21 protein-coding genes and 1 pseudogene are annotated in these 22,412 nt (G+C 72.5%); 8 read left to right on the top strand and 14 right to left on the bottom strand.

Annotation, left to right across the window (positions count from 1 at the left end; genetic code table 11):
- Window positions 1–2: 2 nt before the first annotated feature.
- From ACFYZQ_RS19695 to ACFYZQ_RS19650, 10 genes are all read right to left on the bottom strand, one after another.
- Window positions 3–848: a 4'-phosphopantetheinyl transferase family protein gene (locus ACFYZQ_RS19695; protein ID WP_389148993.1), complete on the bottom strand. Its 846-nt coding sequence runs from the start codon at window positions 846–848 to the stop codon at window positions 3–5.
- Window positions 845–1,114 (bottom strand): acyl carrier protein, encoded by a 270-nt coding sequence (locus ACFYZQ_RS19690; RefSeq protein WP_389148989.1) that lies wholly within the window; start codon window positions 1,112–1,114, stop codon window positions 845–847. Before ACFYZQ_RS19690 ends, ACFYZQ_RS19695 begins: the two co-directional genes overlap by 4 nt.
- Window positions 1,111–3,039: an HAD-IIIC family phosphatase gene (locus ACFYZQ_RS19685; RefSeq protein ID WP_389148985.1), complete on the bottom strand. Its 1,929-nt coding sequence runs from the start codon at window positions 3,037–3,039 to the stop codon at window positions 1,111–1,113. The genes ACFYZQ_RS19690 and ACFYZQ_RS19685 overlap by 4 nt, the downstream gene beginning before the upstream one ends.
- Window positions 3,040–3,042: 3 nt before the next feature.
- The gene (locus ACFYZQ_RS19680; RefSeq protein ID WP_389148983.1) at window positions 3,043–4,059 is read right to left on the bottom strand and encodes a 3-oxoacyl-ACP synthase III family protein; all 1,017 of its coding nucleotides are present in this window, start codon (window positions 4,057–4,059) and stop codon (window positions 3,043–3,045) included.
- Between the two features lie 97 nt (window positions 4,060–4,156).
- Window positions 4,157–7,147, bottom strand: a complete 2,991-nt coding sequence (locus ACFYZQ_RS19675) for a type I polyketide synthase (protein WP_389148981.1) — start codon at window positions 7,145–7,147, stop codon at window positions 4,157–4,159.
- Complete coding sequence (locus tag ACFYZQ_RS19670; protein WP_389148978.1) at window positions 7,147–7,476, bottom strand: acyl carrier protein; 330 nt, start codon at window positions 7,474–7,476, stop codon at window positions 7,147–7,149. Before ACFYZQ_RS19670 ends, ACFYZQ_RS19675 begins: the two co-directional genes overlap by 1 nt.
- A 56-nt stretch (window positions 7,477–7,532) precedes the next feature.
- Entirely contained in the window at window positions 7,533–9,263 is a 1,731-nt protein-coding gene (locus ACFYZQ_RS19665; RefSeq protein ID WP_389148975.1) for an acyl-CoA dehydrogenase, read from the bottom strand.
- Window positions 9,257–11,065, bottom strand: a complete 1,809-nt coding sequence (locus tag ACFYZQ_RS19660; protein WP_389148973.1) for a fatty acyl-AMP ligase — start codon at window positions 11,063–11,065, stop codon at window positions 9,257–9,259. The genes ACFYZQ_RS19665 and ACFYZQ_RS19660 overlap by 7 nt, the downstream gene beginning before the upstream one ends.
- 138 nt (window positions 11,066–11,203) lie before the next feature.
- Window positions 11,204–12,511, bottom strand: coding sequence for a carotenoid oxygenase family protein (locus ACFYZQ_RS19655; RefSeq protein WP_389148971.1), 1,308 nt, complete (start codon window positions 12,509–12,511; stop codon window positions 11,204–11,206).
- A complete protein-coding gene (locus ACFYZQ_RS19650; protein WP_389148969.1) occupies window positions 12,508–13,068 on the bottom strand; it encodes a hypothetical protein in 561 nt (186 codons plus the stop codon). Before ACFYZQ_RS19650 ends, ACFYZQ_RS19655 begins: the two co-directional genes overlap by 4 nt.
- A 107-nt stretch (window positions 13,069–13,175) precedes the next feature.
- On the opposite strand from ACFYZQ_RS19650, the gene ACFYZQ_RS19645 reads away from it, so the two are divergent.
- The gene (locus ACFYZQ_RS19645) at window positions 13,176–13,697 is read left to right on the top strand and encodes a PadR family transcriptional regulator (protein WP_389148967.1); all 522 of its coding nucleotides are present in this window, start codon (window positions 13,176–13,178) and stop codon (window positions 13,695–13,697) included.
- 68 nt (window positions 13,698–13,765) lie between these two features.
- On the opposite strand, the gene ACFYZQ_RS19640 is transcribed toward ACFYZQ_RS19645, so the two are convergent.
- Window positions 13,766–14,608 (bottom strand): RNA polymerase sigma factor SigF, encoded by an 843-nt coding sequence (locus ACFYZQ_RS19640; protein ID WP_389148965.1) that lies wholly within the window; start codon window positions 14,606–14,608, stop codon window positions 13,766–13,768.
- Window positions 14,609–14,884: 276 nt separating this feature from the next.
- Here ACFYZQ_RS19640 and ACFYZQ_RS19635 point away from each other — a divergent pair, with 276 nt between their 5' ends.
- Entirely contained in the window at window positions 14,885–15,559 is a 675-nt protein-coding gene (locus tag ACFYZQ_RS19635) for a TetR/AcrR family transcriptional regulator (RefSeq protein ID WP_389148962.1), read from the top strand.
- A gap of 92 nt (window positions 15,560–15,651) precedes the next feature.
- Here the strand turns inward: ACFYZQ_RS19635 and ACFYZQ_RS19630 are convergent, their stop codons facing one another.
- A complete protein-coding gene (locus ACFYZQ_RS19630; RefSeq protein ID WP_389148959.1) occupies window positions 15,652–16,641 on the bottom strand; it encodes a helix-turn-helix transcriptional regulator in 990 nt (329 codons plus the stop codon).
- A gap of 93 nt (window positions 16,642–16,734) precedes the next feature.
- Here ACFYZQ_RS19630 and ACFYZQ_RS19625 point away from each other — a divergent pair, with 93 nt between their 5' ends.
- A complete protein-coding gene (locus ACFYZQ_RS19625; RefSeq protein WP_389148957.1) occupies window positions 16,735–17,133 on the top strand; it encodes a VOC family protein in 399 nt (132 codons plus the stop codon).
- Window positions 17,134–17,166: 33 nt separating this feature from the next.
- On the opposite strand, the gene ACFYZQ_RS19620 is transcribed toward ACFYZQ_RS19625, so the two are convergent.
- Window positions 17,167–18,045 carry a helix-turn-helix domain-containing protein gene (locus tag ACFYZQ_RS19620; protein WP_389148954.1) on the bottom strand — a complete coding sequence of 293 codons (879 nt, stop codon included), beginning with the start codon at window positions 18,043–18,045 and terminating at the stop codon, window positions 17,167–17,169.
- Window positions 18,046–18,180: 135 nt separating this feature from the next.
- Here ACFYZQ_RS19620 and ACFYZQ_RS19615 point away from each other — a divergent pair, with 135 nt between their 5' ends.
- Both ACFYZQ_RS19615 and ACFYZQ_RS19610 read left to right on the top strand, forming a co-directional pair.
- On the top strand, window positions 18,181–19,422 hold the full coding sequence (locus ACFYZQ_RS19615) for an MFS transporter (RefSeq protein WP_389148951.1): 1,242 nt from the start codon (window positions 18,181–18,183) through the stop codon (window positions 19,420–19,422).
- A 248-nt stretch (window positions 19,423–19,670) separates the two neighbouring features.
- Window positions 19,671–20,693 (top strand): zinc-dependent alcohol dehydrogenase family protein, encoded by a 1,023-nt coding sequence (locus tag ACFYZQ_RS19610; protein WP_389148949.1) that lies wholly within the window; start codon window positions 19,671–19,673, stop codon window positions 20,691–20,693.
- 157 nt (window positions 20,694–20,850) lie between these two features.
- Here the strand turns inward: ACFYZQ_RS19610 and ACFYZQ_RS19605 are convergent, their stop codons facing one another.
- Window positions 20,851–21,453: a hypothetical protein gene (locus ACFYZQ_RS19605; protein WP_389148946.1), complete on the bottom strand. Its 603-nt coding sequence runs from the start codon at window positions 21,451–21,453 to the stop codon at window positions 20,851–20,853.
- Window positions 21,454–21,486: 33 nt separating this feature from the next.
- Between ACFYZQ_RS19605 and ACFYZQ_RS19600 the strand changes: the two genes are divergently transcribed.
- From ACFYZQ_RS19600 to ACFYZQ_RS19590, 3 genes and pseudogenes are all read left to right on the top strand, one after another.
- Window positions 21,487–21,969, top strand: a complete 483-nt coding sequence (locus ACFYZQ_RS19600; RefSeq protein WP_389148943.1) for a hypothetical protein — start codon at window positions 21,487–21,489, stop codon at window positions 21,967–21,969.
- 27 nt (window positions 21,970–21,996) lie between these two features.
- Window positions 21,997–22,194, top strand: a complete 198-nt coding sequence (locus tag ACFYZQ_RS19595; RefSeq protein WP_389148939.1) for a DUF397 domain-containing protein — start codon at window positions 21,997–21,999, stop codon at window positions 22,192–22,194.
- Window positions 22,195–22,237: 43 nt separating this feature from the next.
- Window positions 22,238–22,407: pseudogene (locus ACFYZQ_RS19590) on the top strand (fic family toxin-antitoxin system, toxin component); the annotation flags it as partial.
- Window positions 22,408–22,412 lie beyond the last annotated feature (5 nt).

Raw genomic sequence — 22,412 nt, 5'->3', positions numbered from 1 at the left:
GCTCACCCCTCCCCCAGCGCCCCCTCGATCGTCTCCACGCAGTCCGCGTCCAGCATGGTCGTGATGTCGGTGTCGCCCGGCCGGCCGAACCCGGCGTCGTAGACGGCCGCGCTCACGCAGTAGCCGGTGGCCAGCGGGAACGTACGGAAGGCCCATTCGGCGCCGGTGCCGGCGCTGCCGTCGGGGCGCTGCACGCGCACCGGCTTGCCGTCCGGCCCGAAGCCGAACTCGGTGAACCGGAACTGCATGCCCTGCCCTATCGCCTTGCTGTAGGCCTCCTTCAGCGTCCACAGCCGCACCAGGGACGGATTGCGCTGCTCCTCCGGCAGCGCGGCCAGCGTCACCATCTCGTACGGGGTGCACACATGCCGGCCGAGGCCCCCGCCGTACATCTGGCGGTCGGCGCGCTCGGCGTCCACGCCGATCAGTCCCCGGGTGGTCAGCCCCACGAAGAGCAGGTCGTCGGTGTGGCTGAGGCTGATGTCGACCTGGTCGCAGCCGCGCAGGTACGGCCGCCCGGTCGGCCCGTAGGCCAGTTCCAGGGCCTCCGGGTCGCCGTGCAGCACCGCTGCCGCCGCGGACTTCAGCAGCACCCGGGAGGCCGCGTACCGGTCGCGGACGTCGGCGTGCGCGAGGCCGAGGTAGCGCGACCAGTCCCGGCCCAGCAGCCGGCGCAGCCCGTCGCCGGAGGGCAACTGGGGCTGCAGGACGGGCCGGTGGGCGTAGAGGAGGGCGGTTCCGCAACTGCGGAGGTCCTCCCTGACCCGGTCCCACGCGGCCTCGTCGGCGCCCACCTCGACGGGTGCGCCGAGCGGCGGACCGAGCGTGGAGTTGCCGGGGACGGTCATGCCTGTGCCTCCGCGGTGTGCTGGGGTTGTGCCTGCTGTACGACGACGGTGTGGATCTCGGCGAGCGTGCGGGCCTGCAGGACGGGGGCCAGCGACAGCCGCCGGCCGGTCTCGTCCTCCATGAGGGCGACGACCCTCAGCAGGTATAGCGAGTCCCAGCGGGGCAGGTCGGCCAGGCTCCGCCCGGCCTCGTCCGGCGTTGCCTCCAGGCCCAGTTCGTCCTTGAGCAGTGCGAGGAACCCGTCGAGGGTGTCGACCGCGCTCATGTGTGCTTCCTCCTGTCGAGGCCGCTGGTGAGCGGCCCGGTGATCCGCACGTGCTCCGGCGGGGCGGGCGTCCCGAGCAGGTCGTGCCGGAACAGCAGCGCCCCGTCCCGCTCGCCCTCGGGTGTGAAGCCGAGCGACGGGTACACCTCGCGGGCCCGCGCGTTCTTCGCGGTGGGCCGGAACTCGGCGAGCACCGTGTGGTGCCCGGTGTGCCGGGCGTGGGCCAGCACGGTGGCCAGCAGGGCCTGTTCGATGCCGCGGGCCAGTACGCGGCAGCTGAGCCAGACGTTGTCCAGCCGCAGCGTCCGCCCTTCGCGGGTGGCGAGGACGGCGCCGGTCAGCCCGTTGCCGCCGAACCGGTCGGCGGTGCGCGCGGCGAGCAGCAGCCGGCCCGGGTCGGCGGCGACGCGCACCACGTCGGCCGGGGCCAGGCGTACCCCGGTCAAGTTGAACTGATTGGTGCGCTGCGTGAGTTGGGCGAGCCGCTCGTGTTCGTGGGCCTCGGGTGCGGACAGGTCGAGGGTGACGCCGAGGCCGCGCAGGAACTCCTCGTGCGAGCCCGCCTCGACGCGCAGTGCCGCGCGGGCGCCCGCGGCGCGGTAGTGCGCGGTGCGGGCGCGGTCCTCGTCGGTCACGGCGAGCGTGTCGAACCAGCCGTCGGCGAGGAGCCGCCGGACGTGCAGCGCGGGCTCGTCGTCCAGCGGCACGACGGCGGCGCGCAGGCCCGAGTGGCGGACCTCGGCGCGCTCGGCGGGCGAGTCGTCGGCGAACACCAGGGCGTCGTCCCCGATGCCGAGCGCCTCGGCGACGGCGGCGAGGTGTCCGCTCTTCGGTTCCCAGTCGGCGTGCACCGCCGCGAAGTCGTCCTCGCGCAGGCGGAGGTCGGGGTGGGTGCGCAGCGTCCGCAGGACGGCCGCGCGGTCGTTCTTGCTGCTGACGGCGAGCAGGACGCCCTGGGCGGCGAGTTGCCGCACGGCCTGCTGGAAGGCGCCGAAGGCCTCTCCGCGCAGGGTGCCCGCGGCGGCGATCGCGTCGGGCCCGTCGTCGCCCAGCACGCCGTCCCACAGCGTGTGGTCCAGGTCCAGCACCAGGCACTTGCGGGTACGGCCGGTCAGCGCCCGGGCCAGATGGGCGACTTCGCGGGCGAGGGCGTCGAGCAGTTCGGCTCCGAGGCGGGCGCCGGCGTACTGGGCGAGGCGCGGGTCGTTGACCGGGCCGCCGGCGGCGAGCAGCGGGTCGAGGTCGATGACGACGACGTCCGCCGCCCGCGTGCCGAGCCGCAGCAGCCGGGCGTTGAACTCCCGCCACACGACGCCCAGCCGGGCCCGGGAGGGGTGGTCGACGAGTTGCTGGGCCCGTTCCCGGGGCAGCGGAAGGGTGTTGAGCACCAGGGTGCCTGGCCCCGTACGCCGCCGTACGAGGCCCTCGATGCGCTCCGCCACCTCCCCGGCGGCCTGCTCGACGTCACCGGGGCCCCAGACGGCGGGCACCTCGGCGAAGACGGTGGAGTCGTCCAGCAGGCACAGGGTGAGGTCCGCGGTGACGCCCCGGAAGGCGCCGCCGGGGTCGGTGAGGTCCCTCAGCCAGGCGCCGTGGTCGCCGACGACCGTGTGCGACAGCAGCCCGTGGCGGGCGAGTTCGCCGGTGAGCGGCTCGACGACGTCCGCGGCCGTGGACTGCCCGGTGACCGTCACGGTCACCGGGGTGATGCCGGGGTGCCGGGCGAGTACGGCGTCCCGGTCGGCCCGGGCCAGCAGCCGCCCGGCCTTGCGGGCCCAGCCCGGCGGGGCCGCGGGGTCGTCGGCCAGCTCGGCGAGGAGCGGCGCGACCTCGTCGTACGCCTCCTCCAGCCGCCCCTCGGCGGCCAGCTCCCGCAACCGCCGCAGGGGCTCGGCGCGCGTGGCCGCGTGCTGCGCTACCGCCATCTCCTACACCTTCTCCAGGCCGAGCCCGCTCTTTATCCACTTGCTCGACTCCACGGCGATGGCGAGCGCCTTCCCGCCGGTGGGCAGATCGGGCAGCAGCCGGGCGAGTTGCTGGAACACCAGGGCGTTGCCGGTGTTCCCGGTCTCGGCGACGCAGGAGACCTCCTTGGCGCCGGACACGTCCAGGTGTTCGGTGATCCGCTCGGTCATCCGGCCCGACAGCTGCGGCGGCAGGAGGAAGTCCAGGTCGTCGGGGGTCCACTCGAGCTGGTCGAGGAGTTCCCAGAGGATCTCGCGGGCCATGGCCGGCACGGACTCCTCGATGGCCTTGTAGTCCTCGACGACCATGGGGCGTTCGCTGTGCCGGTCGCTGATGCCGTACCAGTCGACGGTCTGCCCGGCCGGACGGCCGAGGCCCGTGAAGCGGTTGAGCAGGCCCTTGATCGCGACGCGTTCGGCGACCGGTTCGGCGGTCAGGACGGCCGCGCCGGCGCCGTCGCCGAACAGCACGTAGTTGACGAGTTCCTCGGTGGGCATGCGGGCCACGTCCCGCCGGGCGTCGAGGTGGCGGTGGGTGACGTCGCCGCCGATCACCAGCCCGGCCCGGGCGCCGCCGCGGATCAGGGTGCGGCCGAGGTCCAGGGCCTGCACGGCGCCCGAGCAGCCGGACTGGATCTGGAAGGCGGGCAGGTACATCAGGCCGAGCCGGTCGGCGACCTCGCTGGCCGTGGTCGGCAGCAGCGTGTCCGGGGTCGCGGTGGCGAGCAGCACGAACTCGATGTCGACGGGGTCCAGTCCGGCGGCGTCGACGGCGGCTCCCCCGGCCTGCGCGCACAGGTCGGCGAGGGTGTGCCGGACCTGCCCGGTGTGCAGGTCCCAGCCGAAGTGGCGGGTGCGGGTGCCCACGAAGATGTCGACCCACTCCTCGCTGACCCCGAGCACCCTGCCGAGGTCCGCGTTGTCGACGGGCGGGCCGGGCAGCGCGCTGCCGGTCGCCGCGAGATAGGCGGTGGCGCTCACGCCCGGGCTCCTTCCAGTTGAAAGCCGAACGATACGGCGTGGGTTACTCCGGAGCGGCACAGCAGCGAACGTGTCGTGACGGCCCCGCGGCGCCCGCTCATGCCCCGGCCCCCTCGGTGAGGTGCCCGCCGAGGAACTGGGCGAGGGTGCCCACCGACCGCAGCGCGGGCAGGAGTTGCTGCACGGACACCTCGCCGAGGTGCGGCAGCCGGGCCTCGATGCGGTCCTTGAGCTGCATGATCATCACGGAGTCGAAGCCGAGGTCCTCGTAGAACCGGGCGGTGGCCACGACCTGTTCCGGCGGGTACGACCCGACCTCCGTGACCGCGTCGACGACGGCCGCGAGCACCGGGTCGCGGTCCCTGGAGACCGGATCGCTGGTCGCCGGGGCCGCGGTCGCGGAGGACGGGGGCGGGGTGGAGGCGGGCCGGGGCCGCGGGCCCTGCTCCGTGCGCGGCCCCGCCGGGGCGGTCCAGTAGCGGTGTGCGGTGGAGAAGGAGTAACCGCGCAGCTTCTCGGTGGTGCCCGTGGTGACGTCGGGGTCGTACAGCCGCTCCCAGTCCGGGTCGAGTCCGGCCCGGTACAGCGTGGCGACGAGGTCGGCGAGGTCCGTCCCGCCGGCCTCCGGCCCCGGTGCCGGGTGCAGGAACTCCACCTGCGCGCCGAGCCCGGCCCGCCCGGCGAGGGGCAGCAGTTGCGGGCGCGGGCCGAGCTCCACGAGGTGGGTGGGGGCGCAGACGGTCTCCAGGTCGGCGAGCGCGTCCGCGAACAGCACCGGCGACTCGGCCTGGGCGGCCCAGTAGTCGGCGTCCATGCGCTCCGCGGCGTCGAGGAGCCGGCCGTAGCGGGTGGAGAAGACGGGGACCTCGGGTGTCCTCGGCTCGGTTCCTGCCGCGGCCGACCGGAGCCGGTCGAGCGCGGGCCGTACCAGCGGCGAGTGGAAGGCGACGGGGGCCTCGAGGTCGCGGGTGCGGATCTGGGCCTCCCGCAGGGTCTCGGCGATCCGGTCGAGGGCCTCGGCGGTGCCGGACAGAACGGTGTCCCGGGGCCCGTTGACGGCCGCGAGGTGTGCCTGCGGCTCCTCGGCGAGGAGCTGGCGCAGCGCGTCGGGTCCGGCCTGTACGGAGAGCATGGCCCCGCCGGCGGGCAGCGTGTGCATGAGCCGGCCGCGGGTGGCCACCAGGTGCGCGGCCTCGTCGAGGGTGAGCACGCCGGCGGTGACGGCCGCCGCGAACTCGCCGACGCTGTGCCCGAGGACGGCCGCGGGCCGCACGCCGAGCGCGGTGAGGGTGGTGGCGAGGGCGTACTCGACGGCGAACAGGGCGGGCTGGGTGAGTTCCCCGGCCGCACCGTGCTCGTCGCCGGACAGGAGCACCTCGCACACGGAGGCGTCGAGGTACGGGCGCAGCGCCGCGTCGGCCGCGTCCAGGGCCTGCCGGTAGGCGTGGGAGTCCCGGTACAGGCCTGCGGTCATACCGGGGTACTGGGCGCCCTGGCCGGAGAACAGGAACGCCACCGTCGGCACGCTCCAGGGCCGGTGCGCGACCTGCTCGGGCAGTCCCTCCCGGGCCGCTTCGCGCAGCGCGGCGGCCAGTTCCTCGGTGTCCCGGGCGGTGACGGCGAAACGGTACGGCAGTCCGGTCTTGACACGGTTGCTCTGCCGGCACAGCGCGGCCGCGAAGGCGCGCGGGCGGCGGGCCAGTGCGTCGGCCTGCTCCTTGAGGTTGCGGACCAGGGCGCCCGGGGTGTCGGCGGTGAGGGTGAACACACCGGCGCCGGGCCGGCCGCGCCGGGCCGTGGTCCGGGGTGCGGGGCGGGGCGCGGAGCCGAGGACGGCGTGGGCGTTGGTACCGCCCATGCCGAAGCTGGACAGCCCGGCGAGGACCGGGGCGGGCGGCAGTCGCAGCGGTGACTTCAGAAGCCTCAGGCCCCGCTCGCCGAGCCGCAGTTGCGTGTTCTCGCGGTCCGCGAACCGGCTGGCGGGCACGATCCGGTGATGCAGCGCGAGGGCGACCTTGATCAGCCCGGCGATCCCGGCTGCGCCCTCGGTGTGCCCGAGGTTGCCCTTCACCGAGCCGATCGCCAGCGGTTCGTCGCGGCCCTCGCCGTGCAGGCTGCCGAGGGCGGCGCACTCGATGGTGTCGCCGAGGACGGTGCCGGTGCCGTGCGCCTCGACGAAGGTCACCTCGCGCGGCTGGACTCCGGCTCGCCGGCAGGCGGTGGCCACCACCTGTTCCTGGGACCAGCGATTGGGCGCCGTGATGCCGTTGCTGCGGCCGTCCTGGTTGACGGCGGTGCCCCGGATCACGGCGTAGATCCGCTGTCCGTCGGCGACCGCGTCGGAGAGCCGGCGCAGCACGACCAGGCCGACGCCCTCACCGCGTCCGATGCCGTCGGCGCGCAGACTGAACGGCTTGCAGCGCCCGTCGTCCGCGGCGAGCCCCAACTGCTGGTAGACCAGCCCGAGCGTGGGCGACAGGACGAGGTTGACGCCACCGGCGAGCACGGTGTCGCACTCCCCCGACAGCAGCGCCCCGACCGCGAGGTGCACGGCCACCAGCGAGGAGGAGCAGGCGGTGTCGACGGCCATGCTGGGGCCGGTGAAGCCGAGGTGGTAGGAGATCCGGTTGGCGGTCATGCCCGCGCTGCTGCCCGCGCCGAGCTGTGGGGTCACCCGGTCGTAGTCGCCCAGGTGCAGCCGCCCCCACTCGCCACCCATCACACCGATGTAGACACCGGTGCCGCTGCCGGCCAGCCTGCCGGGCGCCACGCCGGAGTCCTCCACGGCCCGCCAGGCGCAGTGCAGCAGCAGCCGCTGCTGGGGGTCCATGGCGGCGGCCTCGCGCGGCGGCACGGAGAAGAACGCGTGGTCGAACACGTCGGCGCCGTCGAGGAAGCCGCCGCGCGCGAGCCCGGGCCCGCCGGCCCCGTCGGCCGCCTGGTCCCACCGTTCGGCCGGTACGTCGCCGATCGCGTCGCCGCAGCGCAGCAGCAGCTCCCAGTAGGCGTCGGTGTCCCGGGCCAGCGGGAAGGCGCAGTCGATCCCGACGATCGCGACGCCGTCGCGGTGGTCCGGTTCCCGCTCCATCACCGCTCCCCGTTCGCGCCGGCCGCCGGCAACCGGGTCGCCAGGAAGGCCAGCAGGCTCTGCACGGTGGGGTGGTCCCACAGCAGGGTCGGCTCGACCACGAGCCCGAACTCGTCCTCCAGGTCGCCGCACAGGCTCAGCGCGCACACCGAGTCCATGCCGTACTCGGCCAGCGGCACGGTCGGGTCGATGGTCTGCGCGTCCCTGCCGAGGTAGAGCGCGACCCGGTCGAGCAGCCAGCCGCGTGGCAGCACGGGGCCGGACGCCGCGGACGTCGACGACTTGGCGGACATGGAGGACGGGGACTGCCGGGTGGTCGGTACGTTCATGGCCGAACGCCTTTCGCTGGGATTCGCCGGACCGGGATGCTGGGCATGGGGCGCGCTCATCCCGGCAGCGGGGTGTCGTAGAGGTCGTAGCTGCGCCGGTCGCTGAAGCGGAGTTGCACTTCGTGCCGGACCCGCAGCTCGCACTCGGCCGGCAGGTCGGGTGCCGGGGCGCCGAGGCGGCGCGCGAGGCGGTGCAGGGCGGCGGCGGCCCAGGCCGGGTCGGCGAGGAACGGGTCGGAGCCGTCCTGGTTGTGCCGCCACACGCCGAGCACGGCGGCGGCGGCGAGCAGATGTGCGTAGCGGTCCATCAGCGGGAACGGCGCGGCGCCCGGTTCCGGGCCGAGGGCGAGCACTCGGGCGCGCAGGTCGCGGAACTCGTCGACGAGGCCGAGCGCCAGGTCGCGCAGCGTGCGTTCGACGGCGCCGGTGCCCGGGGTCTCGGTGGCCACCGCGAGCAGCGTGGCGCTGAGGCTGTCCTGCCCGCAGGCCAGCGCGAGCCGGTCCGGGTCGAAGGGCGGCAGCGGGTCGCGCGGCCGGAACAGCGTGGCGGGCGCCTCGTCGGCGACGAACCAGGACCGGCGGGCCAGGTGCGGCAGTTGCGGGATGATCGTGCCCTGGCAGGCGACGGACCCGGCGTGTCCGAGGGTGACCACGGGCACGTCCCGCAGGTGCTTCTGGAAGATGCCGAGGGTGCCCTCGCGGGTGTAGAGCCCGGCGCCGAGCACGATCGACAGGTCGTACATCGTCTCGGTCAGGAGGCGCGGCAGCAGGTACTTCACGGCCGCCGAGTACACGCTGGTCTGTTCCGGCAGGACGTGGATGGCGCGGGTGGCGACCGTGGCGAACGCGTCGTACAGCAGCAGGTTGACGAACGCGCCGGTGATGGTGGCGGTGGTGCGCTGGGAGTCGGAGCCGCCGGTGGACCAGCCGCCGCCGCGGTGCTCGTGGTCGAAGGCGACCGCGGTGCGCAGGCTGGTGTCGACGGCCGCGAGCACCATGGAGGAGATGACGGTGCGGGTGACCTGGAAGGAGCGCAGCGCGATCGGCACGCCGTCGCCGGCCGGTCCGAGCAGGGCGCCGTCCGGCACCGGGCAGTCGTCGAAGTCGACCCCGCCGAAGACGCAGCCGCGCAGCCCGAGCGAGGTGTGCCGGCCGAGGCGCCGGGCCCGGCCCTCGGGGAACCGGGACGGGTCGAGGAGGACCGCGGTGTGACTGCGGCGGCCGGGATCGGGGTCGGTGCGGGCGAACAGCACCAGGGCGTCGGCCCGGTCGAGGTTGTTGATGACGGGCTTGCGGCCGCTGAGCAGCAGCCCGCCGCGCGGTCCGGGCCGGGCGGTGACCTGGCTGCGGACGTAGTCGTTGCTGTGGGCGGTCTCCAGCTGGGCGATGGCGGCACGGGAGCCGCGCAGCATGCGCCGGGCCAGGGCGCTCCGCTGGTCCTCGGTGCCGGCCATCCACACGTCGACGGCGGCCATGAAGGACATGGCGCCGTACCCCATGCCGAGGCCCACGTCACGCCGGAAGACCGGGCGCATGACGCGGACCAGGGTGTCCATCGAGGTGAGCCGGCCGCCTAGGGCGACGGGCACGTATTCGTGGTGCATGCCGGACCGGTCGAGGGCGTCCTCGCCGGGCACGCTGCGCACGGCGTCCCGGTCGGCCTCCAGCAGGGCCGCGTAGCCGCACGGGTTGGCGGGGTCGCCGGGATCGCCGAGGAGGTCCTCCACGGCGGCCACCCGGCGCTGCACCTCGGCCTCGCGCACGGGTGCGGCGGCGAGGTTCACCATGCGCCACCGCCGGCGGTGGACTGCAGCAGCCCCTCGCCGAGGAGCACGTCCCCGGCGCGGGCGAGGGCGCGGACGGCCGGGTCGAACACCTCGTACTCGCCGTGCACCTCGCCGGCCAGGAACTCCCGCCGCATGAGGGTGCGCCGGACCTTGCCGCTGGTGGTGCGGCGCACGGTGCCGGGCCGCACGAGCAGCACGTTGCCGGCGGGCACGTGGAACTCCTTGCCGATCAGCTGCTGGATGCGCTGGGCGAGTTCGCGCAGCTCGGGACCGTCGAGCTGCTCGCCCCTGACCTCCTGCACGAGGACGAGCTGTTCGCGCCCCGCCTCCACGGAGAAGGCTGCGCCGTTGCCCGCGGCGAGCGCGGGGTGCAGCGCCTTGACGGCGTACTCCACGTCCTGCGGGTAGACGTTGCGCCCGTTGAGGATGACGACTTCCTTCAGCCGCCCGGTGACGTACAGCTGCCCGTCGTCGAGCACCCCGAGGTCCCCGGTGCGCAGGAAGCCGCCCTCGCCGCCGTCCAGCACGGCCTGGAAGGTGGCCTCGCTCTCCTCGGGCCTGCCGTAGTACCCGGCGGCGACGCTGTCGCCGCGCAGCCAGATCTCCCCGACGGCGCCCGCCGGCAGCTCCCGGTAGCCGACGGGGTCGACGATGCGGACGTCGAAGTCGGTGACCCGCCCGCTGCCGACGAGGGTCCGGGACTCCGTGTCCGGCCCGGCGGGCGCGAACACGTCCCGCGCGAGGGCGGCCGCGTCGGCCTCGAACCGCCGGTACGGCCGGCCGCCCACGCCGCCGGAGACCACGAGGGTGGCCTCGGCGAGCCCGTAGCACGGGTACATGGCCTCGGCCCGCAGTCCGGCGGCGGCGAACCGGCGGGCGAAGGCGTCGAGTGTGTCGGCGCGCACCGGCTCGGCCCCGTTCAGCGCCAGCCGCCAGCGGGACAGGTCGAGCCGGGCGAGCTGGGTGTCGCCGACCCGGCGCAGTGCGAGGTCGTAGCAGAAGTTGGGGCCGCCACCGATGGTGACGCCGTGCTCGTCGATGGCCTGCAGCCAGCGAACGGGCCGCTTGATGAACGCGGTCGGCGACATCATCACGGACGCGCTGCCCAGCCACACGGGGTGCAGCAGGTGCGCGATGAGCCCCATGTCGTGGTAGAGCGGCAGCCATCCGCCGAACCGGTCGGCGGAGGTGGTGCCCAGCACGCGTTGCAGGGCGGCCTGGTTGGCCATCAGGTTGCGGTGGGTCACCATCACCCCGCGCGGCTCGGACACCGACCCGGAGGTGTACTGCAGGAAGGCGAGGTCGTCGGCCCCGGTGGCGGGCGCCTCCCAGGCGTCGTCCCCGTCCGGCAGGGCGTCGGTCGCCACGCACACCACGTCGTCGGCGTGGCCCTCGGTGGCCAGCCACAGGGCGACGTCCGGCGCGCTGGCCCGGTCGGTGAGCACGACCTTGGCCCCGCAGTCGCGCAGCATCGCCGAACCGCGCCCGAGCCGCCCCTTCGCACCGCCCTCGGGCAGCGGGGCGGGCACGGCCACGGCCCCGCTGTACAGGCAGCCGGTGAACGCCTTCAGGAACTCGAGGCTGCCGGGGTACATCAGCAGCACGGGACACCCCTCGACCCCGTGCGCGCGCAGCGCCCCGGCGATGCGGCGCGCCGCGCGGTCCAGTTCCCCGTAGGTCAGCCGCTCGGCGACCGGACCGTCCTCGGTGTCGCGGAGTTGGATGTGTACGTCATCGCCCGCGGACTCGGCGCACCGCGCCCGGACGAGGTCGGTGAAAGTGGCGAAGCGTGACAACTGCATCCCCCTCGCATGTCGCGCATGGCGCGCGGTACCCATGTCGCCGAGGATCTTCCTGCGGCTGCCTAAAGGGGCGCTTGCACGGACCAGCCGGACATGCCGGGCCCACGCACCGGGCGCGGCGGGGCGCGCGCCGACCGGTCAGTCCGCGAGCCAGTTGCCGTGGAACCCGAACGGCACCCGGGCGGGCAGGTGGACGGTGGCGACCGGCCCCGCCGCGAGGTCGTCGGCGGCCAGGACCACCAGGTCGCTTCGGTCGGTGGTGGCGTCGTACACGTACGTCATGAGCCAGCCGGGACCGCCGGCCACGTCGTCGGCGGGGGCGAAGGCCGCCTCGCCGGGGGTGCGGTCGGGCCCGAAGTCGTATGCGGTGACCGCGCCGGTGCCCAGGTCGTACCGGACCAGGGTGTTGTCGCTGGTGATGTGGCCGTGTGGGGCGGTGAGTCCGGTGAGCCGGTCGTCGACGCGGGGGAACTCCCCCGGCCGGTCGTCGATCTGCTCCTCCCGGACCGTCCCGGTCGCGGGGTCGATCGTCCACTTCCACAGCACGGCCTCGCGCGGCGGGGTGAGGCCGTGTTCGGTGCGCCGCCAGATGTCGGCGTACCGCATCACGTGGAGCACGATGGTGCCGTCCGGCGCGTCGTGGGCGTTGAGCGAGTGGAAGACGTAGCAGGGGTCGATGTCGAACCAGCGCACCTCGCCGTACGGGTCGTCGCGGCGCAGCACGCCCAGCCGGGCGCCGTATCCGTCGTCCCAGCAGTAGGGCATGGTCCGTCCGGACAGGGCGAGGTCGAGGTCGAAGACGACGGGCAGGTCGAGGAAGACGACGTGTTCGGCGGTCAGGCAGAAGTCGTGCAGCATGGTCGCGCCCGGCACCTCGACCGGCCTGCTGATCACCAGTTCGCCGCTCGCGTCGGCGCGGTGGTAGGTGAGGTGGGTGGGCTCCAGGATGCCGTAGCCGAAGAAGTGCAGCTCGCCGGTGGCCGGGCAGGTCTTGGGGTGCGCGGTCATGGCGGTGTGCAGCCGGCCGCCGAAGTCGTAGGGGCCCTTGGTGTCCAGGTCGCGGGTGAGCTCGTAGGGCAGGGCGGTCTCGACGAGGGCGAGGGTGCGTCCGGCGTGCCGGACGACGTGCGTGTTGGCGGGTCCGGCGGTGAGGTCGCGGTGCCCCTGGCCGTCGTACATCCGCGCCCCGTCGGTGAGGCTGCTGGTGCGGACCCACCGGTTGCGGTACGAGACCGCTCGCCCGTCCTCGATGCGCACGCCGTGGACCATGCCGTCCCCGAAGAACCAGTGCCCGGAGGCCGCGTCGGCCGGGTTGGGCCCGTTGCGCACGTACCAGCCGTTCAGGGCGGGCGGGAGTGTGCCGGTGACGGGCAGGTCGTGGGCGGTGAGTTCCTCGGGGACCGGGGCGTAGTTGCCGGCGAGGTGGCGGGGGGTGGGGCTGCTCACCGGGCCACCTGCCCGGCCTTGGCCTGGACGTGGGCGACGTAACGGACGGTGAAGACCATCGGGACGACGAAGCCGGCGATCTGGACGATCGTCGCGGTGGCCGAGTGGGCGTGTCCGGAGTGCGCGACGAGCGCGAGGACGACGGCGGTCACGGCGAAGGCGGCGGTCCACACCGCGGTGATGACGACGTTGGTCCGGAAGAAGGGCTTGAGTCCCCACACCTCGCGCGGGGTGGTCCGCTTGGCGATGCCGAGGGTGAACGGCCTGCCGACGGCCAGCGAGACACCCGCGATGACGGCGAGGGTGCCGGAGGAGAGGGCCGCGGAGTAGTCGTGGACGCCGGAGTGCGGGTCGGCGAAGGCGATGACCGTTAACACCGCGAAGAAGACGGCCGAGCCCAGCTCGATGATCAGCGCGTCCCATCCGGTTCCGGTCCGCCGCTGCTGGGCGATGACCACTACGGCGACGACGAGCGCGGCCAGGGCGCCCCACTGCCAGCTGCCGGAGGGCAGTACGGCGAAGACGATCCACGGCAGGAACGTGCGCAGGTAGGACATTGCTCTCTCCCCATGAGTGTCCCGGTCGCTGCCGGGTTCCTCTCTCGACATGTCAAAACTAGAAGGTCCACTAGCGACATGTCAATAGTGGAATGTAGAGTGGGGGCATGAGCCTCAGACACGCACTCCTCGGCCTGCTCACGGAGCGCACCGCGAGCGGCTACGACCTGCTGAAGCGCTTCGAGACGTCTTTGGCCAACGTCTGGCCGGCGACCCAGAGCCAGATCTACACGGAGCTGACGAAGCTCGCGGACACCGGCCTGATCACGGTGGCCGCGGAGGGCCCGCGCGGCCGCAAGGAATACGCCCTCACCGACGAGGGCCTGGCCGAGCTGCGGCACTGGCTCACGGAGACGAAACCCCAGCGGACCACCCGCAGCGACGTCCTCCTGCGCGTCTTCTTCCTCGGCGTCCTCGAACCCGGCCAGGCCCACGCCTATCTGACCGACCTGACCGACCAGTCCGCCGACCTGTACGAGGAACTCCGCCGCCTCGTCGACGCCGTCGACTGGGACGACGACAACCTCTCGGTCTACGGCCGCATCGCCCTGGAGTACGGCCTGCGGTTCTACGAGATGCGGCGGGAGTGGGCGGCTTGGGCGGCTGAGCAGGTGAAGCAGGTGAAGTAGGTGAAGTACGGCTCACCGCCGAGACACATGGCCGCCCCCATGAGGGGCGGTGAGCCGGGAAGGGCGGCTCAGCGGGTGCTGAGCATGCCCTCGCGCAGCCGGGCCAGGAGGCGGTTGATCAGTCGGGAGACGTGCATCTGGGAGACGCCGAGGCGCTCGCCGATCTGGGCCTGGGTGAGCTCCTCGACGAAGCGCCAGTGGATGATCTTGCGGTCGCGTTCGTCGAGTTCGGCGATCATCGGTGCGAGGGCGTGGAAGTCCTCGACCAGGCCGAGCGCCGGGTCCTGGTCGCCGATGAAGTCCGCGAGCGCGGCCTCGCCGTCCTCGCTGCCGCTGATCGCCGCGTCCAGGGAGGCCGACCGGTAGCCGTTGGAGGCCAGCTGCGCCTCCACCACCTCGTCCTCCGGCAGGCTCATCAGCTCGGAGAGTTCCTTGGTGGTCGGCGTCCGGCCCAGCCGGCTGCTCAGCTCCTCCTTGGCGCGCGCCAGTTGGACGCGGGCCTCCTGCAGTCGGCGGGGCACGTGCACGGCCCAGGACGTGTCGCGGAAGAACCGCTTGATCTCGCCGACGATATAGGGCACGGCGAAGGAGGTGAACTCCACCTCGCGGGACAGCTCGAACCGGTCGATCGCCTTGATCAGTCCGATCATGCCGACCTGGACGATGTCCTCCATCTCCTCCGGGCCGCGGCTGCGGAACCGGCCAGCCGCGTAGCGGACCAGGGACATGTTCATCTCGATCAGCGTGTTGCGAGCGTAACTGTACTCGGGGGTGCCTTCCTCCAGCACCGCGAGCTGGTCGAAGAACAGCTTCGACAGCTCCCGTGCGTCCTTGGGGCTGACCTGGGACGGGTCGGCGATCTCCGGTACTTCCACCGCCTGCTCGGTAGTCTGCACGGTCGTCGTCGCCATGATGCGCCCCTCCCAGTCGTTCGGTCTCTCCCCGTCGGTCCGCTCACCGACGATCAGCCGCTTACCCCGGCTCGACACACGTATGCACGCATGTTCCCACGACGGCGACGGCCGTGTCAGTGCGCGCGGTCGGGCCGTGTCCAGCGCTTCCAGGAAGCGACGCTTGCCGTCTTCTGTCTTCTTGGGGGCACGGCATGGGCCGTTGACCGCACCGGCCGGCGGCCGCTGTGACCGGATCGCGATCCCGTGCTACTCCCCCTGATCTACGGTGACTTCATGTCCAGCGCAGACGATGTGTTAGTGCCGCCCCGTCCGGAACCGGAGGAGAGCACCAGCGAGCCACAGGCGCTGCTTGGGCCGGAGTCCGTCGGCGACGAGCCGTGCCTGCGCGCCGACGCGGCGCGCAACCGGGCCCGTCTGCTGGACGCCGCCGCCCGGCTGATCGCCGAGCACGGCGCGGCCGGGGTGACGATGGAGGCGGTGGCGGCCGCGGCGCAGGTGGGCAAAGGGACGGTCTTCCGTCGCTTCGGCGACCGTACCGGTCTGCTGACGGCGCTCCTTGACGACTCCGAGCAGAAGATGCAGGCCGCGATCCTGACCGGCCCCCCGCCGCTCGGACCCGGCGCGCCGCCCGTGGAGCGGCTGCGCGCGTTCGGTGTCACCGTGCTGCGGCGCTGCGTCGACGAAATGGACCTGCGACTGGCGGCCGAGCCCGGCCCGGAGCGCCGGTACTCCGTGCCTGTCCGCCGTGTCCACCACAGTCACGTGGCGCTGCTGCTGCGCCAGGCCCTGCCGGACGCGGACCACGATCTCCTCGCCCACGCTCTGCTGGGCTACCTCAACCCGGTCCTGGTCCACCATCTGACCCGGCAGTGCGGGGTGTCCCTACGGCGGCTGGAGCGGGGTTGGCGCGATCTGGTGGACCGCGTGACCGGTGGCTCCGCTCCCTGAAAAGGGGACGGCCGCACTGGGGTCGGCGTACGAGGGGTCGGCGGGTGGCTGACGGGGCCGGTTCGACCTGCGGCAGGCTCGGTTCCGCGCTGTCAGGCCTGGCGGGCGTAGGACGCGAGGCGATCGGCGAACGCGCTGACGAGGTCGCGGAGTTCACCGGGGCGCTCGACGACGAACGGCCGGTCGAGTGAGGCGAGTACCGGAGGCAACCAGTCGAGCCGCTCCGCCCGTAGCTCGACGCGCCGCCAGCGCTCGGCCGCCCGGTCCTCGCCGACCGTGGGCTCGTGCTCCTCCAGGCTCGCGACGCCGGCGGGAAGGCGAGCACGGATCTGATCGACCGTCCCGTGGATCCGCAAGGTCACCTCATGCCGGTACTCGGCCGTGGCGAACCCCGACAACACGCGCTGTGCGGGACCGGGCCCCACGGGCGCTTCGAAAGAGCCGGGCAGGGTCCGCGCGTCCGCGATGCGATCGAGCCGGAAGGTCCGGTCCTCGCCGATCCGCTCGTCCTTGCCCGTGACGTACCACCGGCCCGCGTGGGCGACGATCCCGTACGCGTGCAGCGTGCGCTCGCTGCGCCGTCCGTCGCGGTCGGTGTACCTGATCGAGACCGGTCGGCGGTGACGCACCGCATCGGCCATGGTGAGCAGGACCCCGGCGTCCGGGGTGTCGAAGTCACCGGGCTGGTCCGTGAAGGTGAGAGCCTCCAGGAGCGTGTCGAGCCGATGGGCGACGTGCTTGGGCAGTACCCGCCGGATCTTCGCCGACGCCGTCTCGCTCGCCGTGTGTCCCGCTGCCATCAGCCCTGCCCGGCGACCGGCGACCAGGCCGAGCAGCACGGCCAGCGCCTCGTCGTCACTGAGCATGAGCGGAGGCAAGCGGTATCCGGGGGCGAGGCGGTACCCGCCGTAGCGGCCGCGCACCGACTCCACGGGCACGTCGAGGTCGACCAACTGGTCCACGTACCGCCGCACGGTGCGCCCGTCGACGCCGAGCCGATCTGCGAGTTCGGCCACGGTCCGGGTGCCGCCCGACTGCAGCAGCTCCAGGAGCGTCAGCACGCGGCCGGTGGATCGAGGCATGTTCGCAGCCTAATGCGAATACAGGACTGGTTCTGTCCACTATTTCTCCTAGCCTGCGGAGCGCACGACTCCACCTCAGTCAAGGAGATCTCCATGGACTTCGTCTCGATCCGCATCATCACCGGTGACGTGGCGCGCCTCGTCGAGTTCTACGAGCGCGCCACAGGGGTGCGGGCGATGTGGGCCACCGAGGACTTCGCCGAACTCAGGACCCCCCACGCCACCCTCGCGATCGCCGGCACCCGCACCGTCCCGATGTTCGCCCCGGGCTCCGCCCGCCCGGCGGACAACCACAGCGTGATCACCGAGTTCCTCGTCGACGACGTGGACCGCGTGCACCGGAACCTGACCGGCTTCGTCACCGACTTCGTCAGCGGTCCCACCACGATGCCCTGGGGCAACCGGTCACTGCTGTTCCGGGACCCCGACGGCAACCTCGTCAACTTCTTCACCCCTGTCACACCGGCGGCCATCGAGAAGTTCGCCCGTTGAAGGGACGATCCGGTCCCGTCGACGGCGGCACGTCTACGGAAGACGGGTCGCTGCCCAACTGGCGAGGAGTTTGAGCCGGTCTTCGTCGGAGGTGCCCGGTTCGGCGGTGTAGATGGTCAGGGAGTGCGCCTCCCGGGCGGACACGGGCAGGTCCAGCGGCTGGTAGATGAGCTTTAGCGGGCCGGCTTCGGGGTGGTGGAGGCGTTTGACGCCGCCGTGGTGGATACGCACGTTGTGGGCGGCCCAGCGGGTGCGGAACGCGGCGCTGACCGTGGACAGCTCACCGACGAGTTCGCGCAGCGCCTTGTCGCTGGGGTAGCGGCCGGCCTCGGCGCGCAGCAGGGCGGTGGTGATGTCCGCGGCGCCTTCCCAGTCGTCGGCGAAGTCGTGCGAGGCGTCGTCGAGGAAGTAGAAGCGGGCGGAGTTCGGGCGACCGTGCTCGTTCACCGTGTGGCTGTCGAACATCGGCGCGAACAGGGCTCGGGCAAGGGCGTTGGTGGCCACGATGTCCAGGCGGCCGTTGGTGACGAGCGCCGCGGACAGCGTCATGGAGTCGAGCAGCCACTGGACGCGGGGCGGGAGGGTCACGGCCTTGCGGCGGCGCCGGGTGGCCGGGCTGGGCTGGGCGGCTTTGGCCAGGTCGAACAGGTAGGTCCGCTCGTCCTCGTTCAGCTGCAGGGTGCGGGCGACCGCGTCCAGGACCTCTTCGGAGACGCCGCTGATGTGGCCCCTCTCCAGCCGCGTGTACCACTCGGTGCTGACCCCGGCCAGGACGGCGACTTCCTCGCGCCGCAACCCGGGGACCCGGCGCCGCCCACTGGCGGGCAGCCCGACCTGCTCGGGAGTGAGCTGGGCGCGTCGGCGGGCGAGGAAGTCACGGATGTCGGCGCGGTTGTCCAGGCGGCGTTCCATGTTCTCCACGCTAGGACCTCACATCTCCGGAAGGGGGGTTGAGCTTGTACCCCCCATGAACGCAGCCTCCCACGCGGGTGGCGGGAGCGGTTTCCTGGGATGCGCACCTGATGTCGACCCTGCGGAGACGAAAGCATGACCACGCGAGGAGGAACCCTCCACGCCCCCGCCGATGTCCGTGACCGTGAACGTCCGCCCACCCGGCTTCCGCTCGTCGTCTACGTGCTCGCTCTGGGCACCTTCCTGATGGGCACGACCGAGTTCGTCGTGGCGGGTCTGCTGCCGATGATCGCCGGTGACCTGCAGGTGAGCGTGGCCCGGACGGGCCTGATGATCACTGTCTTCGCGGTCGGGATGATCGTCGGCGCGCCGCTGATGTCGATGCTGACGCTGCGGCTGCCCGCGCGGTGGACCCTGGTGCTCGCCCTGGGCGTCTTCTCGACCGGACATGTCATCGTCGCGTTCGGCTCCAGCTTCCCGGTGCTGCTGGCGGCGAGGTTCCTGACCGCGCTGGCGACCGGCGCGTTCTGGGCGGTCGCCAACGTCGTGGCCACCCGTGCCGCCGGCCCGGCCGCGAGTTCCCGCGCCGTGGGCGTGGTGGGTTCCGGCGCCATGCTCGCCAACGTCGTGGGCGTACCGCTCGGCGCCTTCGCCGGGCAGCTCATGGGCTGGCGGGGACCGTTCTGGGCCCTCGCGGCCCTGGGTGCCGCGGCCATGGGGCTGATCGCCCGCTACGTCCCGGACGACGGGGGCGGCCCCCGGGCGGTGTCGATCCGGTCCGAGCTGTCCGGGCTGCGTTCCGGCCGCCTGTGGCTGGCGCTGGCGGCCTGCGCGACCACGACGGGCGGCGTGCTGTCGACGTACACCTACATCGCACCGCTGCTGACCGACCGGACCGGCCTGGCCGGCGGCCTCGTACCCCTGGTGCTCGTCGGCTTCGGCGCCGGTGCCCTGACCGGTTTCCTCCTGGGCGGCCGCCTCGGAGACCACCGCCCGCACGCGACGACCCGCACGGCCGCCGTAGCGACCACGGTCGTACTGCTGGCGATCTGCCTGCTGTCCGGGTACGCCGTGCCCATGGTCGCGCTGGTCGTCCTGCTCGGCTTCTTCGGGCTCGGCGCCAACCCGGTGCTGATCTCACTCGCCGTCCGTTTCGCGGGCCGGGCGCCCACGTTGGCCTCCGCGCTCACCGTGTCGGCGTTCAACTTCGGCACCGCGGCCGGCTCCTGGGCCGCCGGGTTCGCTCTCGACTCCCCCTTGGGTCCGGTGGGCCCTGCCGCGGTCGGTACGGCCGTCGCCGCGCTGACCCTGATCCCCACGATCGCCATCGCCCGCATCGCCCGCACCCGGCGCGACCGGACGCCGTCCCCGGCCTAGGGGGCAGCGGCGGATGCCCTGGCGTTGCCCGACGTTTACCAGGGTTTGCACCGACCGGCCGGTCGACGGCCGCGGCGTCGGGCACAAGGGAAGCCGCGGGACGCCGGTGCCTTCCTGAGGCAGGAAACCGGCGCCTCCGTGCGCCGTCGCAGAGCACACAGCACACAGCACACAGCACACAGCACACAGCACACAGCACACAGCACACAGCACACAGCACACAGCACACAGCACAAGGAGAACGCAGCATGCGTGGAGTAGTGATGTACAAGGCCGGCGACGTCCGGGTCGAGGAGCGCGAGGACCCGAAGATCATCGAGCCCACCGACGCGATAGTGAAGCTGGCCGCGACCTGCATCTGCGGCTCCGACCTGTGGCCGTACCGCGGCATCGAGCCCGCCGACCACACGCTCATGGGCCATGAGTACGTGGGCGTGGTCGAGGAAGTCGGCTCCGAGGTGAGGAACGTCAAGCCCGGAGACTTCGTGGTCGGCTCGTTCGTCATCTCCGACAACACCTGCGAGATCTGCCAGGCCGGATTCCAGTCCAAGTGCGTGCACGCCGAGTTCGTCCACGCGGGCATCGGCACCCAGGCCGAGAAGGCCCGCATCCCGCACGCCGACGGCACCCTGGTCGCCACCCCGGGACAGCCCGACCCCGAGCTGGTCCCCGCACTGCTCGCCGCCTCCGACGTCCTCGGCACCGGCTGGTTCGCCGCCGTCGCCGCCGAGGCCGGGCCCGGCAAGACCGTCGCGGTCGTCGGTGACGGCGCGGTCGGCCTGATGGCGATCCTCGCCGCCAAGCAGCTGGGCGCTGAGCGGATCATCGCCATGTCCCGCCACCCCGAGCGGCAGAAGCTGGCCCGCTACTACGGCGCGACCGACATCGTCGAAGAACGCGGCGAGGCGGGTATCGCGAAGATCAAGGAACTCACGAACGGGCTCGGCGCGCACTCGGTGATCGAGGCGGTCGGCACCCAGGAGGCCTTCATGCAGGCCGTCGGCGCCACCCGCGGCGGCGGCCACCTGGGCTACGTCGGCGTGAACTACGACGTGAAGATCCCCGGGATAGAGCTGTTCTTCGCCGGCATCCACACCCTCGGCGGCCCGGCCCCGGTCCGCCGGTTCCTGCCGGACCTGATCCAGCTCATCTGGGACCGCAAGATCGACCCGGGCAAGGTCTTCGACCTCACCCTGCCCCTGGATGAGGCCCCCGAGGGCTACAAGGCCATGGACGAGCGCCGCGCCACCAAGGTCCTCCTCACCCTCTGAGGCCACCTGCCGCCCGCCCCGGCCCCGCAGCGCCGCCGCGGGCGGGGCGGGGCGCCGGTCGGCCCCCGGTGACCGCCGCAGGCGAGGGCGCGGCCCGCGCCTTCACGTGAGGCACTGCCAGAACACCATGGCATCCATGTGGGGAGTCGCCGTCGAGTCACTCGCGGTACCAGTAGACGTAGGGCTGTTCTCCGGCAGGCGGAAAGCGGTCAGCCGCCGAACCGCCTCTTCGCTCCCTCGTGCGCTCGGCCTGAGTCGACTTGTCACCGATGAGGGCTGCGAACACCAGAGCACGCGAACCGCTCAGACTGGCTTCGATCTGGTCCCGAACCATCGCACTCGCCTTGCCACGGGCGCCGACCCAACCGTCCTGGACAAGTTGAGTGAAAGTTGTGTTGTCGAAGTAGCGGGGCACAGTGTGATATCCGAACACTTCGCCCCCTCGCGGTCCCGTGGCAACGCCGGGCCGGTCACGCAGCCACTCGACGTGCTCCCGCGCCAAGTACATCCCACCGATCAGGGCGTCTCCCTTGGGCGCCGTCTGCTCGGCCTTGCAGAACTTGATCCAGCAAGGCCGGCACGCGAGGCCGTAGTCGAGGGGCGGATCCTGATCGAGTTTCGCGCACGCTTCCTCTACCTCACTCATGCGCTGCAGCTGCTCATCCAGATCAGTGTCGGGGCGGTACCCCCACCGGCTACGCCCCGCCCCCATCTGTTGCGTCTTCTTGTACTGGACCAGGACGAAGCTGTCACGGTTCACGTGGTGGTAGATCAAAGAGGAGTGAGGACGGCGATGGATCTGGTTCTCGACCCGCCGCGCGGAGTCGCCCCGATCCTGCTGGGCATGACGCTCGACGAAGCGCTGGCCGCGGTACCCGAGGACTGGGGCGAGCCGCGGGTGCTGCGCCGCCCCAGCCGCAACTCGGCAAAGGCCTCGTGGACCCTCGACCATGTCGGCGTACAGGCCCTGGTCGAAGGCGGTACGCACGTCACCGCCGTCGAACTGTGGTGGCCCGGCGAAGGGCGCACCTCCAGCACGCGCGTCCTCCTGGAGGGTGACGAGGTCTTCACCACCCCGACCGCCCGCCTCTTCCAGCGGGCCGCCGAGCGGGGCTGGAGGGTCGACACGTCGCAGCCCGAGTACCCGGTGATCCCCGGAGTGTCGCTCGGCTTCACCCGGCAGACCTCGCAAGAGGTCGAGCGGGACTCCGACGGCCTGCCCATGTATGTCACTTCGGTCCTGGTGGGCGGCAAAAGCTACTACAACTACCGCTAAGTTCATCGAGAGGTTGCTGGGAGAGCTATGAACACCGCTGAGTCCTCGGCCGTCGCGTCCGACCTCGCCTGGTTCAAGAGCAGCTACAGCGGAGCGGAGGGCGGCGACTGCGTCGAGGTCGCGGCCGACACGGCAGTCGTACACATCCGTGACTCCAAGACCGTGGCCGGACCCGTCATCCGTGTGTCACGTGAGGTGTGGGCCGGATTCGTCGGGGAGGCCTGACGGTCCTACGGAAAGCGAGAGCCCTGCCGCCCGATCAAGGACGGCAGGGCTCTCGGTCGCCGCGGCGACCGGCGTGATGTATCTGGAGGCCTCCGGCATCCCGCTCAAGCCCGCCCGGGAAGACGCCATCGCCCCCCGCGACCTGCTGCGGGATTCACCTGGAGCGCCGCGAGGATCACTGCCCTGCTGCGGACCTGTCCGATGCGCTGGTAGAGGGC

This window comes from Streptomyces sp. NPDC001843 (assembly GCF_042891955.1).
Taxonomy (GTDB): Bacteria; Actinomycetota; Actinomycetes; order Streptomycetales; family Streptomycetaceae; genus Streptomyces.
Note: the sequence above shows the minus strand (reverse complement) of the source record. Positions and strands in the feature narration are given on the sequence as shown.